This window comes from Candidatus Nitrosopumilus sp. (assembly GCF_028278985.1).
In the GTDB taxonomy this organism is placed as follows: Archaea; Thermoproteota; Nitrososphaeria; order Nitrososphaerales; family Nitrosopumilaceae; genus Nitrosopumilus.
Map to the genome: position 1 here is coordinate 17,595 of NZ_JANQTA010000014.1, position 14,237 is coordinate 31,831.

The 14,237-nt window shown below is 32.9% G+C and carries 14 protein-coding genes and 1 tRNA gene; 11 read left to right on the plus strand and 4 right to left on the minus strand.

Features of this window, described 5'->3' with window-relative positions:
* The first annotated feature begins 11 nt into the window (after nt 1–11).
* Genes folP through Q0941_RS04865 form a run of 3 tightly spaced genes read left to right on the plus strand, consistent with a single transcriptional unit; the run spans nt 12 to nt 2,842 of the window.
* Nucleotides 12–863, plus strand: a complete 852-nt coding sequence (folP, locus tag Q0941_RS04855) for a dihydropteroate synthase (protein WP_299291924.1) — start codon at nt 12–14, stop codon at nt 861–863.
* 45 nt (nt 864–908) lie between these two features.
* Nucleotides 909–2,339 carry an IMP dehydrogenase gene (gene guaB / locus Q0941_RS04860; RefSeq protein WP_299291926.1) on the plus strand — a complete coding sequence of 477 codons (1,431 nt, stop codon included), beginning with the start codon at nt 909–911 and terminating at the stop codon, nt 2,337–2,339.
* Between the two features lie 35 nt (nt 2,340–2,374).
* A complete protein-coding gene (locus Q0941_RS04865) occupies nt 2,375–2,842 on the plus strand; it encodes a hypothetical protein (protein ID WP_299291928.1) in 468 nt (155 codons plus the stop codon).
* Between the two features lie 2 nt (nt 2,843–2,844).
* Here Q0941_RS04865 and pheA read toward each other — a convergent pair whose 3' ends face one another.
* Both pheA and Q0941_RS04875 read right to left on the minus strand, forming a co-directional pair.
* A complete protein-coding gene (pheA, locus tag Q0941_RS04870) occupies nt 2,845–3,654 on the minus strand; it encodes a prephenate dehydratase (RefSeq protein WP_299291930.1) in 810 nt (269 codons plus the stop codon).
* A gap of 2 nt (nt 3,655–3,656) precedes the next feature.
* Nucleotides 3,657–4,208 (minus strand): exosome complex RNA-binding protein Csl4, encoded by a 552-nt coding sequence (locus Q0941_RS04875; RefSeq protein WP_299291932.1) that lies wholly within the window; start codon nt 4,206–4,208, stop codon nt 3,657–3,659.
* Between the two features lie 87 nt (nt 4,209–4,295).
* On the opposite strand from Q0941_RS04875, the gene Q0941_RS04880 reads away from it, so the two are divergent.
* Both Q0941_RS04880 and Q0941_RS04885 read left to right on the plus strand, forming a co-directional pair.
* Nucleotides 4,296–5,372: a zinc-binding dehydrogenase gene (locus Q0941_RS04880; protein WP_299291934.1), complete on the plus strand. Its 1,077-nt coding sequence runs from the start codon at nt 4,296–4,298 to the stop codon at nt 5,370–5,372.
* 5 nt (nt 5,373–5,377) lie between these two features.
* On the plus strand, nt 5,378–5,980 hold the full coding sequence (locus Q0941_RS04885) for a tetratricopeptide repeat protein (protein ID WP_299291935.1): 603 nt from the start codon (nt 5,378–5,380) through the stop codon (nt 5,978–5,980).
* On the opposite strand, the gene dph2 is transcribed toward Q0941_RS04885, so the two are convergent.
* Entirely contained in the window at nt 5,977–6,972 is a 996-nt protein-coding gene (gene dph2 / locus Q0941_RS04890; RefSeq protein WP_299291937.1) for a diphthamide biosynthesis enzyme Dph2, read from the minus strand. The genes Q0941_RS04885 and dph2 overlap by 4 nt on opposite strands.
* Nucleotides 6,973–7,055: 83 nt before the next feature.
* Between dph2 and Q0941_RS04895 the strand changes: the two genes are divergently transcribed.
* The gene (locus Q0941_RS04895) at nt 7,056–8,372 is read left to right on the plus strand and encodes a tRNA(Ile)(2)-agmatinylcytidine synthase (RefSeq protein ID WP_299291939.1); all 1,317 of its coding nucleotides are present in this window, start codon (nt 7,056–7,058) and stop codon (nt 8,370–8,372) included.
* A gap of 7 nt (nt 8,373–8,379) precedes the next feature.
* On the opposite strand, the gene Q0941_RS04900 is transcribed toward Q0941_RS04895, so the two are convergent.
* A tRNA-Met gene (locus Q0941_RS04900) sits at nt 8,380–8,454 on the minus strand.
* A gap of 84 nt (nt 8,455–8,538) precedes the next feature.
* Between Q0941_RS04900 and Q0941_RS04905 the strand changes: the two genes are divergently transcribed.
* The 5 genes from Q0941_RS04905 to hisC are packed head-to-tail and all read left to right on the plus strand — an operon-like array spanning nt 8,539 to nt 14,234.
* Complete coding sequence (locus Q0941_RS04905; RefSeq protein ID WP_299291941.1) at nt 8,539–9,630, plus strand: PQQ-dependent sugar dehydrogenase; 1,092 nt, start codon at nt 8,539–8,541, stop codon at nt 9,628–9,630.
* Between the two features lies 1 nt (nt 9,631).
* Nucleotides 9,632–10,888 (plus strand): hydroxymethylglutaryl-CoA reductase, degradative, encoded by a 1,257-nt coding sequence (locus Q0941_RS04910; RefSeq protein WP_299291943.1) that lies wholly within the window; start codon nt 9,632–9,634, stop codon nt 10,886–10,888.
* Between the two features lie 36 nt (nt 10,889–10,924).
* On the plus strand, nt 10,925–11,902 hold the full coding sequence (hisG, locus tag Q0941_RS04915) for an ATP phosphoribosyltransferase (protein ID WP_299291945.1): 978 nt from the start codon (nt 10,925–10,927) through the stop codon (nt 11,900–11,902).
* Nucleotides 11,902–13,167: a histidinol dehydrogenase gene (gene hisD / locus Q0941_RS04920; protein ID WP_299291947.1), complete on the plus strand. Its 1,266-nt coding sequence runs from the start codon at nt 11,902–11,904 to the stop codon at nt 13,165–13,167. Before hisG ends, hisD begins: the two co-directional genes overlap by 1 nt.
* Entirely contained in the window at nt 13,164–14,234 is a 1,071-nt protein-coding gene (gene hisC, locus Q0941_RS04925) for a histidinol-phosphate transaminase (RefSeq protein ID WP_299291949.1), read from the plus strand. Before hisD ends, hisC begins: the two co-directional genes overlap by 4 nt.
* The last annotated feature ends 3 nt before the right edge of the window (nt 14,235–14,237 follow it).

The window sequence follows — 14,237 nt, forward strand, 5'->3', positions numbered from 1 at the left end:
TGATAAATCATGTGACTAAAATTGCAAAAGTAAGCATCGGAAAATCAAATCCAGTTAGAATTATGGGTATTTTGAATACCAGTCCTGAATCATTCTACAAAAAATCTGTTAAAACATCTAAAACGATGATCAAAGATGCAGTAAAAAAAATTGAAGATGACGGGGCTGATTTTATTGATGTGGGTGGAATGTCTACTGCACCATATCTGTCTACAATTATTTCTGAAAAAATAGAGTCTTCAAGGATTCTAAATGCCATCAAAATTATTCAAGATCATTCCAATATACCGATTTCAGTTGATACATGTCGTTCACATGTAGCAAAAGTTGCATTGGAAAACAATGTTGAGATTATTAATGATATTTCTGGACTAAAATATGATGAACAAATGCAAAAAATAATTTCAAAATACCATCCAGATCTTATATTATGTGCATTTAGTAAATCCATTGTTAAAGGAAATCAAGTTGAAAAAACAAAGCAACTAATTGAACAAAGTCTTAAAATTGCTAAAAAATCAGGAATCTCATCACAAAAAATTGTTGTAGATCCTTCTATTGGATTTTTCCGAAAAACAGGCAAAGGTCCATTTTTTACAAAAATTTCATCAGATTGGGTTTCTCGCGATCTTTCAATCATTCAAAATCTTAAAAAAATCAAAGGAAAATTTCCAATTCTTGTTTCAGTTTCTAACAAATCTTTCATAGGTAGTATTCTGGAAAAAGAAGATCCCTCTGATCGGTTGCCAGGAACCATTGCTGCAGAAACAATTTCTGTTTTAAACGGAGCAGATATCATTAGAACTCATAATGTTGCTTCTGCAAAAGATGCAATTTCTATTGCCAAATATTTATCAAAATAACACAAAGGCTTATAATTAATCTCAAACTTTCTTAACAAGGTTTCATTGGAATTCAAAGAAGGATTAACTTTTGACGATGTGCTTCTTGTACCCAAATATTCAGATATCACAAGTCGAACCCAAACCGATCTAAGTACAAAATTATCACGAAATATCTCAATCAACATTCCATTTGTTAGTGCAAACATGGATACTGTTACTGAATCTTCGATGGCTGTAGCCATGGCTAGAGTAGGAGGAATAGGAATTATTCATAGATTTCTAACTATTGAAGAGCAGGCAAATGAAGTTCTAAAGGTAAAACGTTCTGGTAGTGTAATGATCGAAAACCCATATTCAATAAGTTCTGATAAATCCATTCAAGATGCTCTTGATATTGCTGAAGAAAAAGAAATCTCTGGACTTTTGGTTGTAGATTCCAACTCTAAACTAATTGGAATTGTAACTGAAAGAGATTTACTCTTTGCAAATCAAAATGACAAGATTTCTGATGTGATGACTAAAGATGTTGTTACTGCAAATGTTGGTGTTTCATTAGATGATGCAAAACAAATGTTGCATAAACATAGAATTGAAAAATTACCTTTGGTTGATGAATCAGGAGCAATCAAGGGTCTGATTACTAGTAAAGATATTACAAATAATACAGATTTTCCTAATGCTTCAAAAGACAAGAAAGGTAGACCACTAGTTGGTGCAGCAGTAGGTGTAAAGGGGGATTTCTTGGAACGAAGCGAATCTCTCTTAGACGCAGGGTCTGATGTTTTGGTAGTTGATATTGCTCATGGTCATAGTGAAAACGCAATTAGTACTGTAAAAAATATCAAAAAAGCATTCCCTGATTGTGAATTAATTGCAGGAAATATTGCAACTGCACAAGGTGCTGAAGATTTAATCAAAGCAGGTGTGGATGCTGTTAAAGTTGGAGTTGGTTCTGGTTCAATTTGTATTACAAGGGTAATTACTGGTTCGGGAGTTCCACAACTTACAGCGGTTATGGATTGCGCAAAAATTGGTCGTGATCACGGAATACCAATTATTTCTGATGGTGGAACAAGAACTTCAGGTGATGCAACTAAAGCTTTGGCTGCAGGGGCATCTTCTGTTATGGTTGGTAGTATGCTTGGAGGAACCGATGAGTCTCCAGGCACTGTATTGACAAAAAATGGTAAGCGATTCAAAGTTTATCGTGGAATGGCATCATTAGCTGCTTCAATTGGAAGAAAATCAAAAGAAACAGGCTCAATTTCTCTTGAAGATGATCTTAATGATTATGTTGCTGAAGGAGTTGAGGCAATGGTTCCGTACAAAGGAACTGTAACTGATATTCTAAAACAACTTAGTGGGGGAGTTCGTTCTGGTCTTAGTTATTGTGGTGCCCATACAATTCCTCAAATGCAAGAAAATGCAGAATTTATCAAAATGTCAAGAGCTGGATTTGCTGAAAGTCAGCCTCATGATGTCTCTTTGATGTAGTTAATTTTTTAAACACCATTTAGAACAAATTAACTGTGTTATCAAAACGAACCATCATCGGTTTAGTTATCGGTTCTATAATTATGGGAATTGGTGCTTTATCATTAATCCAACATATTGGTACAATTACTATTGAAGAAGAACATTATGTAAAAGTGGGAGAATCTTCATTTTATACAATTCCTGCACCTGATGGTTCAAAACAATACATGAAAATTTCTGGTGACGCCTTTAACGTTACAATGTCTAGTCCTGGTGTTGGCTTACAAATTCCTGAATCGGCTCACAAAAATGAAGTAGAATTAGATTGGGTTCATCTTGAAGATGGAGAAACCAATATCAAAATTAAAAATACTGGTAATGAGGAATTATTAGTTACTGGTACTTTGATAAGAAGTTCAGATCCAATATGGTTTACTTATGATCTCATGGTCATTATTTCTGGCATGGTAATCATTGGATTTAGTATGGGCTTTACTCTAAGAAAACCAAAAGGCTTTTAGCTTTATTTTGCTGAAGGGTAGGAACCCAAAATTTTCATGAAAATTGTTTCTTGCTTGATACTGTCTAGCATCGATGAAATCTCAGAATTATTTCCATGTCCTTCAAAATCTACAAAGAAATTGTATTCCCATGCGCTTTCTTTAGTTGGTCTAGACTCTATTTTTGTTAAATTTACATTATTTTTATTAAAATTTTCAATTATTCTAAACAATGATCCAGGTTCATGCTTTATTGAAAAAATTATTGAGGTTTTATCTTTGCCAGATTCAGGTGATTTATCTTTAGATAATACTAGAAATCGAGTGTAATTATTGAGATTATTAGCAATTTTTTCTGCAATTATTGGCATTTGATATAGAGATGAGGCTGCCTTACTAGCAATACATGCACAATTATTCTTGTTTAATTCTTTGACAATCTTTACACTTCCAGCAGTATCATACGTTGGAATTGTTTTGAGATTTTTTTCTTCAATAAATTTTCTACATTGTCCTAAAGCTTGTGGATGTGAATACACAGTATCAATTTCCTCAATTTTTCCATTACCAATTAGACAATGTTCAATTTTGTGATATATTTCACCAGTAACATTTAGTGATGTTGAATAAAGCAAGTCGTAACTTTCTCCAACACTTCCCTCAATTGAATTTTCAACAGGTAATACTGAGTAATCTGATTTCCCTTTTGTGGTAGAAGCTAGCGTTTCAGCAAATGTACTATGTGGAATAGTAGTGATGTCTTCATTGAAAAATGAGTTTGCGGCTGCTTCACTATATGCACCTCGTTCTCCTTGGAACGATACCTGAGTCATTTTTAACCTCTCAAGCTAATAAAATCATTTTTACCAAAGTTTGTTGAAAGTTTTCTATCATCAATCCACGAGCATTCAATACATTTGACAGCATCTCGCATCTGTACAACTTTTTTTCCACATTTTCTACATTTCGTAAATAACACTCCTAATTCTGGCTCACTGATTGTAGCATGAATTGTTCCGTTTAGGTGATTTACAATTTTTAATGTAACAATATCATTTACTAATGCAACATTCTTTTTTCTGATATTTCTTGTTGAACAAACACATTCTACTTTTGATGTTGTAGGATTTCCATTGATGAACTCGATTGTAACTGCAATCATTGATGACATTACTGCTGCAACAGAGCCAATCACCACATCTCCTACTCTGGGAATTGATAGTGCTTTAGGGTGTTTTACGTTCGCAATTCTGGAAGATTTGTCAATATCTTTCTCACCTATTGTTGCAGCTCTTACCATGTCACCATCGTCAAATGTGTTATATCCAGCCTCATATTCTTCAATAGATGCTATTTTGTCTCCTGGAAAAATTGCATTTTCAGACATGTAATGATTTTTGACTTTGTGATTATAATTGTTTATGGTACCCCGATCCTGGTAAATCATATATCTGCAAAAAATTCTGGAAAAATGATGAAGGCACTGGTATATGATGAATATGCAATAAATGATGATTATTCTAAAATTTTACAAATCAAAGATATTCCTGAACCTGTACCAAAACCTAACGAAGTTGTTTTTAGAGTTGAAGCAGCAGCTCTAAACTATGATGATATTTGGGGAATGAGAGGAAAACCATTAGCAATCCCCTTACCACATATTTCTGGAACCGATGCTGCAGGTGAAGTTACCGCTGTAGGTGATGAAGTAAAAAATTTCAAAGTTGGTGATAGAGTTGTTTCTCACGGAAACATGTCTTGTAGAGTTTGTAAACGTTGTACTAGTGGAAGAGAATTTGACTGTAAACAAAGAAAAGTTTGGGGATTTGAAACTGGTCCTCTTTGGGGAGGATATTGTGAAAAAACCCATCTTCCGGAAGTTAACGTAGTAAAAATTCCCGAAAATATTTCATATGAAGAAGCCGCTGCGGCGTCAATGACACTTTTAACATCTTGGCATATGCTAGTTGGACGTGCAAAAATTCAACCTGGTCAAGTAGTCCTCATTATGGGTGGAGGTTCTGGTGTTGGAAATTATGGAATTCAAATTGCAAAATTATTTGGTTGCACAGTAATTGCAACTGCAAGTCCAGATAAACTAGACAAATTACTTGAACTTGGGGCAGATTATGCTGTTGATCATAGAAAAGAAGATTGGGATAAAGAAGTTCGCTCTATAGCAAAAAAACTCCCAAAACCATATGGTGAAGTAACTGGAGTTGATGTAATTTTTGAACACATTGGTGGTTCTCATTGGAATAAAGAATTGATGATGCTTAATTTCGGTGGAACAATCATTACAACTGGGGCGACAACTGGTTATATGGCAAAAACTGATTTACGCCATATTTTCTTTAAAGGAATCAATATTTTAGGATCAACTCAAGGAACAAGAGCAGAATTAGAACAAGGATTGTATTGGATGTCAAAAGGTAAAATAAAATCTATAATTGATTCTGAATATCCACTAGAAAAAGCTGTAGAGGCACATACTAGAATGCTCAAAGGTAAAGGAATGTTTGGAAAAATCATTATGAAACCAAATTTGTGACTTAGATGAGTGATCCAAAAATTAATTCCCTTTTAGATGAAGCAAATAGGCTTTTTTTAAAACACAAATTCACTGAAGCTATTAGATATTATGATCAAATTTTATTTGAAAATCCATCCCATTTGAGTTCACTAAACAATAAGGGATATGCATTAAGCAAACTGAAAGATTTTGAAAATGCTCTAAAATGTTATGATGCTGCACTAGAGGTTTTTCCAAATGATTTGTCTGTCATGATTAACAAAATTTCCTCTTTAAGAAAAACCAAAAAATTTCAAGAATCTTTAGAAATCTGTAATCAAATTTTAGAAAAAAATCCCAAATATAATATCGTATTATATCATAAAGAACGAATTCTTTTTTCAATGGAAAAATATGATGAATCTGTTAAATGCTGCAATAAAATTCTGGAAGATTACCCAAAAAATGAGGATGTATTATTTGACAAATCTTGTAGTCTTGTAATGAATTCCAATATTGAAGAATCTCTTCAAATCCTTGAATTAGCTATAAATCAAAATTCAAAATTTAGGACAAAGGCTACTCAATTGAAATGCTTTGAAAAATTGATTGATAATGCAAAATTTCAAGAATTAATTTCTAATTAAAGCCAATGAGGAATTTCTAGATATCCTTCAATACTTTCATTTCTTAGAATTTTCAATAGTGCATTAGCTTGTGGAGTAGACAAAACTGGTTTGTCAAACTGATTGTCTGTTGAAATTCTTGGACATGCCACTTGTACAAATGCATCGATTCCTTTCAAATTTTGTAATCTTTCGTTGGTGATATCTGTTAGAGCAAATAATTGGACTTCCTTTCCTTCTTTTTCTAATTCTCTTTTCATCTTGAGTGCAAATACTTTGGATAATTGTCCTTCTTTTAGTCCTACAATCACTCCAAAAGATTTTGCTTCTGCAGCTTTGTAGATAGCTAATGTTGCTTTCTTTTTTAATTTCTGAGCAAAATCAGTAATTTCTCTAACTTCATTAAAGTATGGATCTAAAACATAGGTAGGTAAATTGGTTGACAATGCAATTCCAGATGCATGAAAATTACTTTGTCCAAGGAAAACATAAGCATCAACTTCTTTTTTTAATTCTGTTGCGGGATAAAATTCACAACCAAAAACTTGTCCATCGTTTAGTTGACCCTTTCCTTTTCCAATCTTTACTTTGATGCCAGAATCTGTTAAAATTTTTTCAACTTTATCAACTTGATGTAAATGCTGACTATCAGTTACTAATGAAATAGTTTTTCCTTGAAGAATTTCTTTGCATTTCAATGCAACACTATCAAATTCAACATCATCAAATGCATCAACTAACACTAAATTTTTTTCTAATGATTCTGTATTGATTGTATGACCAATGTTAAATTGTATTTCAGCTCCTAATACTTTAGATCCGTTTGAATTAAGATCACATGTTCCCCATGTAGTATCTGCTAGGACATAAGCTGGAATCTTGTATTTTTTGGATATCTTTTTTGCTGTTTCTTGAACTTGGGGCAAAATCCCATCAGGTCCATTTAATGAGACAGAAGCAGGTTTTTTATCTTCTATTTCCCTGAATATTCTTTCTTCATCAACTATAATCAATTCAGCTTGGAACATGACTTTATTAATTTAAATCAACTGGACCTGACAACAAGTAAAAATGCTAGATTTTATCATGATGAATTATGTCAAATCAAACTATTCTGAATATTGGATTTGATGATACTGATTCTCCAAAAGGAATGTGTACAACTTTTCTGGCATTCAAAATAGTTGATTTACTTCTTAAACAAAATACCAAATTTGTTGATTATCCACGCCTAATTCGATTCAATCCAAACATCCCATGGAAAACCCGTGGAAATGGTGCAGTTTCACTAAGAGTAAAAACGAAAAATCCTAAAAAAATTAAACACGAGATCAAAAAATTAGTTACAAAATATTCTGATGTTAAAAATGGTGCTAACCCTGGCTTGGTATTTTTTGAAAGTGAACAGATTCCAAAAGATTTTTCAGACTTTAGTAGCCTTGCTATGTGGCAACTAATTAATCGAGACAATGCAAAAAAATTTGCTAAAAAAAATAATTTAGAATTTTTTTATCATGGAAATGGACAAGGATTAGTTGGTGCAATTGGTGCAATTGGATATGAATTTGATGATAATACTTTGGAATTACTAAGTTATAGAAGACAATCAAAATTTGGTACTCAGAGAAGTCTATCTACTCAAAGTGTCAAATTAATGCAAGAAAAAACATCTCCTGAAACCTTCAATAGTTTTGACACAAAAAAAGGCCGTATTCTAATTGCACCCCATGGACCTGATCCCGTATTTTATGGAATTCGTGGTGAAAATGTTGATTCTTTGTTACTAGCTTCAAAGATGATCAAAACAGATGAAAAATTAAATGGGTATATGATTTTTAAATCAAATCAGGGAACAGGAGATCATTTAAAAAATAATCTAACTCTTGAAAACTTAAAACCATATTCTTCAGGAAAATTACTTGGAATTGTTTCTAGCTCTCCAAAGATTTCAAAAGGTGGACATGTATTTTTTAAAATAAAATCAAAAAATTTTGAAATTAATTGTGCAATGTACAAACCAACAGGTATTACATCTGTAGCATCAAAGTTAATCAAAGGGGATAAACTACTTGTCGGAGGAGGAGTTAGAAAGGCATCAAAACTTCATCCAAGAACTCTAAATCTGGAATTCATCCAAATTCTACATTTAGAAAAACTATTGATTTCAAGAAATCCTCTTTGTAAAATCTGTAACAAAAACATGAAATCAAAAGGGAAAAATCAAGGATTTCAATGTGTGGTTTGTGGAAAAAAATCAAAAAATAAAATCATTTTAGAAAAAACAAGGGATTTGAGAGAAAAATCATATCTACCAATCATTTCTGCGCATAGACATTTGACAAGACCATCTCAGAGAGAAGGAAAGAAAAACAAGACAAAGTTTGAAGATTCGTTATGGTTTTCAATTAATTGAATTAGAATAGCGGGGAGTAGATTTGAACTACTGAACTGCGGGTTATGAGCCCGCCGGGATGACCTGGCTTCCCCACCCCGCTGAATCAAGATTGGAGGTTGGCCGTATATACGCTTTCTTAAATTATTGAAAGTAAATTAATATGATTTCAAAAAATAATTTCCTTATGGACAAACGAATTCAAATTGGAGCAATTGCTATAGCCGTAATCTTTTCAATTTTTGTTTTAACATCACCTTCAGATCCTATTCCTTTACCTGGACCTAATTCAAATTCAGAAAGTGATTTTGTAACTATATTGGCAACTAATTTGGATAAACCAAGAGCAATTGCAGTACATGAAAATAGAATTTTTGTAACTGAAAAAGATGGTTACATTAGGGTCATTGAAAATGAGATTTTGTTAGAATCTCCCCTTGCTACATTTAGAACTGTTGATGCATTTGATGCAGGATTACTAGGAATTGCGTTGCACCCTGATTTTTCAAATAATAATTCAATCTATGTTTTTGTTACTTATGAGGAAAATGAACAATTGTGGAACAAAATAGTTCGAATTACTGAATCAAATAACAGATTACAAGATGCAAAAACAATTTTTGATAAAATTCCTGGTTCGCAATTTACTAATGGGGGATTTTTAAAATTTGGACCAGACAATAAATTGTATGTTGGAACTGGAACAGTTTCTGACGCTTCTCATCTACCACAAGAACTTGATTCTCTTGCAGGAAAAATTTTGCGATTAAATGATGATGGTACAATTCCTGATGATAATCCATGGGAAAATTCTCCTGTATACTCTTTAGGTCATAGACATCCACAAGGAATCACTTGGGATTCCAGTGGAAATATGTTAGTTGCAGAATTTGGACCTGAAAAAAATGATGAGATTAATTTAATCAAGCCTGGAAAAAATTATGGTTGGCCTGAACAAGAATGTTCAGGAAATGACCAATTTGAAAATGCAATTCTCTGTTATGATCCAAGTATTGAACCTGGTGGAATCCTATTCTATTCAGGAGATCGACTTGATTTTGAATTTCCATTCATTATGGCCTCAATGAGAGCATTCAATCTTTACCAATTGGATTTTGAAGAAGGTCTAAGCTCCCAAAAATCTATTCTTAGTGGAATTGGGAGAGTACGTGATGTTGTTCAAGGTCAAGATGGTAGTTTGTATGTAATTACTTCAAATACCGATGGAAAAGGTTTTCCGGATAGCATGGATGATAAATTGTTGAGGATATTAAAGTAAAATGCCTGATTCATCAATTTCAAAATTTTTTGAAAAAACTAGAGATGAAAGATTAGATGTAATCAAAAATTTTGCTAATCTTTCTGATAAGGACATCAAATCACTTGAGCTTCCAGATGGAGGAATTACATTTGATAAAGCTGATAAAATGGTTGAAAATGCATTTGGAACATTTTCTTTGCCATTAGGAGTTGCCACAAACTTCAAAATTAACAATAAAGACTATCTCGTTCCTATGGTTATTGAAGAACCATCTGTAATCGCTGCTGCATCAAAAGCAGCTAAACTTGCTCGTCCTAAAGGTGGATTTACAGTTACAGTTGATGAATCTTACAGTATAGGACAGATTCAAGTTTTGGATGTAGATATTGATAACGCTATTTCTATAATCAAAGAAAATACCCAAGAAATTTTAGATCTTGCAAATTCAAAAAGTAATACACTATCAAAAATGGGAAAAGGAGCAAAGGAAATAACTTGTAAAAAACTTGATACTGATTTTGATCCTATGTTGATTGTCGAACTATTAATTGATGTAGGTGATGCAATGGGTGCAAATGTTACAAACACAATGTGTGAAGGAGTAGCTCCACTAATTGAAAAATTAACTGGAGGCAAATCACTTCTAAGAATTTTATCAAACTATTCTACAAGACGCATGGTAAAAGCATCTGCAGTTTTTGAAAAAGAATCTGTCGGAGGTAGTGAAGTTGTAGAAAACATGATTCATGCATATCAATTTGCAAAACATGATGTGTATAGGGCTGTTACTCACAATAAGGGAATTATGAATGGTATTATTGCAGTTGCTAATGCGACTGGACAGGATAGTCGTGCAATTGAGGCTGCTGCAAATGCTTTTGCATCAAAAACAGGGCAGTACAGATCATTATCAGAATGGACAAAAGACTCAGAGGGAAATTTAGTTGGAACATTGGAAATTCCATTATCTGTGGGAATTGTTGGTGGAATCATTAATGTGCATCCAGTAGCAAAAATTTGTTCCAAAATTTTAGGTGTAGATTCAGCCAAAGAAATGGCGTGTATTATCACTGCTACAGGCCTTGCTCAGAACTTTAGTGCTATGAGAGCATTGGCAACAGATGGAATTCAGAAAGGTCACATGAGACTTCATGCTAGAAATCTGGCATCTGCAGCAGGTGCTTCAACTGAACAGATTGACAGAATTGTTTCTCAGATGATTAAAGAAAACAACATTTCAGTAAATAGAGCAAAAGAATTACTTGAACAAAATTAATGACGTTATTATATAGACAGATTGAGAGATGATACCATGTCTGAAATAAGATTTGCAATTCCAAAGGGAAGTCTAGAAGAAGCTACATTCAAGCTATTAGAAAGATCTTGGACAAAAGTAAATCGTAAGAGTAGAACCTATAGAGTATATCTAGACGATCCAAAAATTATAGTAAAAATGCTGAGACCTCAAGAAATTCCCACGTTAGTTAATGAGGGATTGTATGATGTAGGAATTACAGGTAAAGATTGGGTTGGAGAAACCAAATCTGATGTAGAACCAATATTAGATTTAGAATATGGAAAAATTAGACTAGTTATTGCATTTCCAGATAATTACAGATACAAAAATCTAGATGCAATGATTGCAGATTATGCTAAAAAGAAAAAAACCTTGAGAATTTCTTCTGAATATCTTACAACTGCATCTCGCTTCATCAAGAATTGTAAATCATACAAAAAATATTTTGGAAATAAAGATCCTCAAATTGTTACCCCTTGGTTACGTATTGGAACCAACAAATCTGTACAAATTCATCTATCATTTGGTGCAACTGAAGCAAAACCTCCTGAAGATGTAGATGCTATAATGGATGTTACAGAGACTGGAACTACACTAAAACAAAATAAACTAAAAATTGTAGATGAAGTTCTTACTTCAACAGCTCACTTGATAGTAAACAAAAAATCACTCAAAGACAAAGCAAAAAGAGAAAAGATTTTTGACATTGTCACTTTGATGCGTGGAGCAGTTCACGGCAAAAAATATCTTCACATTTATCTAAATGTTGAAGAGAAGAATTTGCCAAAACTTCTTAAACAAATTCCATCACTGAAAAAACCAACAATCAGCCCGTTAAGTGAAGCTGGTTGGTTTGGAGTCAATACAATTATCAATAAATCTGACTTTCACAAAATAATTCCAAAATTACGAAAGATTGCACAGGGCTTAGTTGTCCATGAACCACGACAAATATTGGAACTAGAGGAGATCAAACGTGATGAAGAAAATTGATGAAAATCATTTCAATCAAAAACACTGAGCAGTTTCTAAAGAAAATACGCACAAAAAACTCTTCAAAAAACCAAAAAATTGTAGAATCTATTCTCAAAGACGTTAAAAAGAATGGAGATTTTGCAATCAAAAAATATGAAAAAAAATTTGGTGCAGGAAAAATTTCTTCATTAAGAGTTACAAAACGTGACATTTCTAGTGCATACTCTAAAGTTTCAACATCTGATATTTCTGCCATCAAGCTTGCAAAATCTCGATTATCAAAAGCAGAATCAGCTGTAAAACGTCAGTTAAAGGATATCAAAATACAATCAGGCGGAACAAAACTTTCTAAATCATTTGTTCCCATAGAAAGTGTTGGGTGCTATGTTCCAGGTGGTACTGCCAGATATCCTAGTTCTGCAATAATGTCAGTAATTCCAGCTAAAGTTGCTGGTGTAAAACGAATTGTTGTTGTATCTCCACCAAATTCTAAAGGCGATATAGATCCTCTTACGGTAGTAGCAGCAGATATTTGTGGTGCCACTGAAATTTACAAAACAGGTGGAGTACAATCAATTGGAGCTTTATCTTATGGTACGCGTTCTATAAAAAAAGTAGATAAAATTGTAGGACCCGGCGGATCATTTGTAACTCTTGCAAAATATCTAGTTAGTAATTCTACATCTATTGATATGATGGCAGGACCAACCGAACTTGGAATTGTAATTGATTCATCAAGTTTTAGTGATTTTGCTGGACTAGATCTGATTTCTCAAGCTGAACATTCTTCAGATACTTTTTGTTTTGCACTAACCACAAATAGTTCAATTGCAAAGAAAATTCAATCTAGTGTAAACTCTAAACTAAAAAACATAGAGCGCTCTAATATTGTTAAATCTAGTCTAGAATCAAATGGTTTCATTGCAGTTTGTAAACCATCAGATATTATTGAAGTTGCAAATGAACTTGCACCAGAACACTTGGAGATACTAAGTAAAAATCCAAATAAATGGAACAAAATCAAGAATCCAGGCACGATTTTGATAGGAAAGAACAGTCCTTCTTCAGCAAGTGATTACCTGTTAGGCTCAAATCATATTCTTCCTACCAATGGATTTGGAAAGACAAGAGGCTCGCTTTCTGTACTAGACTTTATCAAACTTCTAACAAAGATTGAAACTAGCAAAAAAGATTTACAGAAAATTTCAAAATCTATGAAGAATCTTACATTAGCAGAAGGATTGCCTAATCACTATGAAGCAGTTAGAGGTAGATTGAAATGAAAAATTCATGGTATGCAAAAAAATTAGATGAATTTTCAAAGCTTGGTGGATACAAAAAACCAGAAAAATTTGATGATGTCCTAAAGCTTGACTCTAATGAGAATTTTGTAATAAACAAAAAATTCCAACAAGATGTTATCTCTTATGCTAGAACAAATTCTGATGTTAGAGAGTATCCATTAGGTGGAGTTGACAAACTTGTATCTAAATTATGTAAATATCTAAAAATTCCAGAAAATATGATTGGTGTAGGGAATGGCTCTGACCAAATTCTAGATCTATTTCTAGCAAATCTTGCATCAAAAAATACTAGAATCTTAACATCGGATCCTACATTTGGATTCTTTGAGGAACGATGTAAGCTATATTCAATTCCGTGTACAAAAATTCCATTTACTTCCGATATGAAACTTGATATTAAAAAATTTGATACAAATCTTAAAAAATGTAAGATTCTTTATTTAGATTCTCCCAATAATCCAACTGGATTTCAGTTCTCTAAAAGTCAGATTGAATCTTTAATCAAAAAATTTGATGGATTAGTTATTGTAGATGAGGCATATGGCGAATTTGCTGATTCATCTACTATTTCATTAACAAAAAAATATGATAATCTAATTGTTGTCAAAACTTTTTCTAAGGCATTTGGTCTTGCAGGTCTTCGTATAGGGTATTTTGTTGCAAATAAGAAAATTGTTGAAGTATTCAATCAGGTATTACAGTATCCTTATCCTATCAATACACTTGCAATTGAGGCTGGAATTGCGTCTCTTGACAAGGTAGATCAAATGAAAGATGCTGCAGAAACAATCAAGACTGAACGAAAAAGGATTATTGAAAATCTTCGAAAATATGATGCTTTTACAGTATTTGATTCAAAGGCAAATTTTGTTCTATTTGATGCTAAGGGTGCAGACAAACGTGTTTTCTCTGCACTAGTTGAACAAGGAATTTCAATTCGAAAACTAGGCAAAATTGGTTCTCATTCAGGATGTTTACGTGTTACAGTAGGGACAAAAGAAATGAATTCAAAATTCCTTTTGGCAATTCGTGATTTATTAGGATAAAAA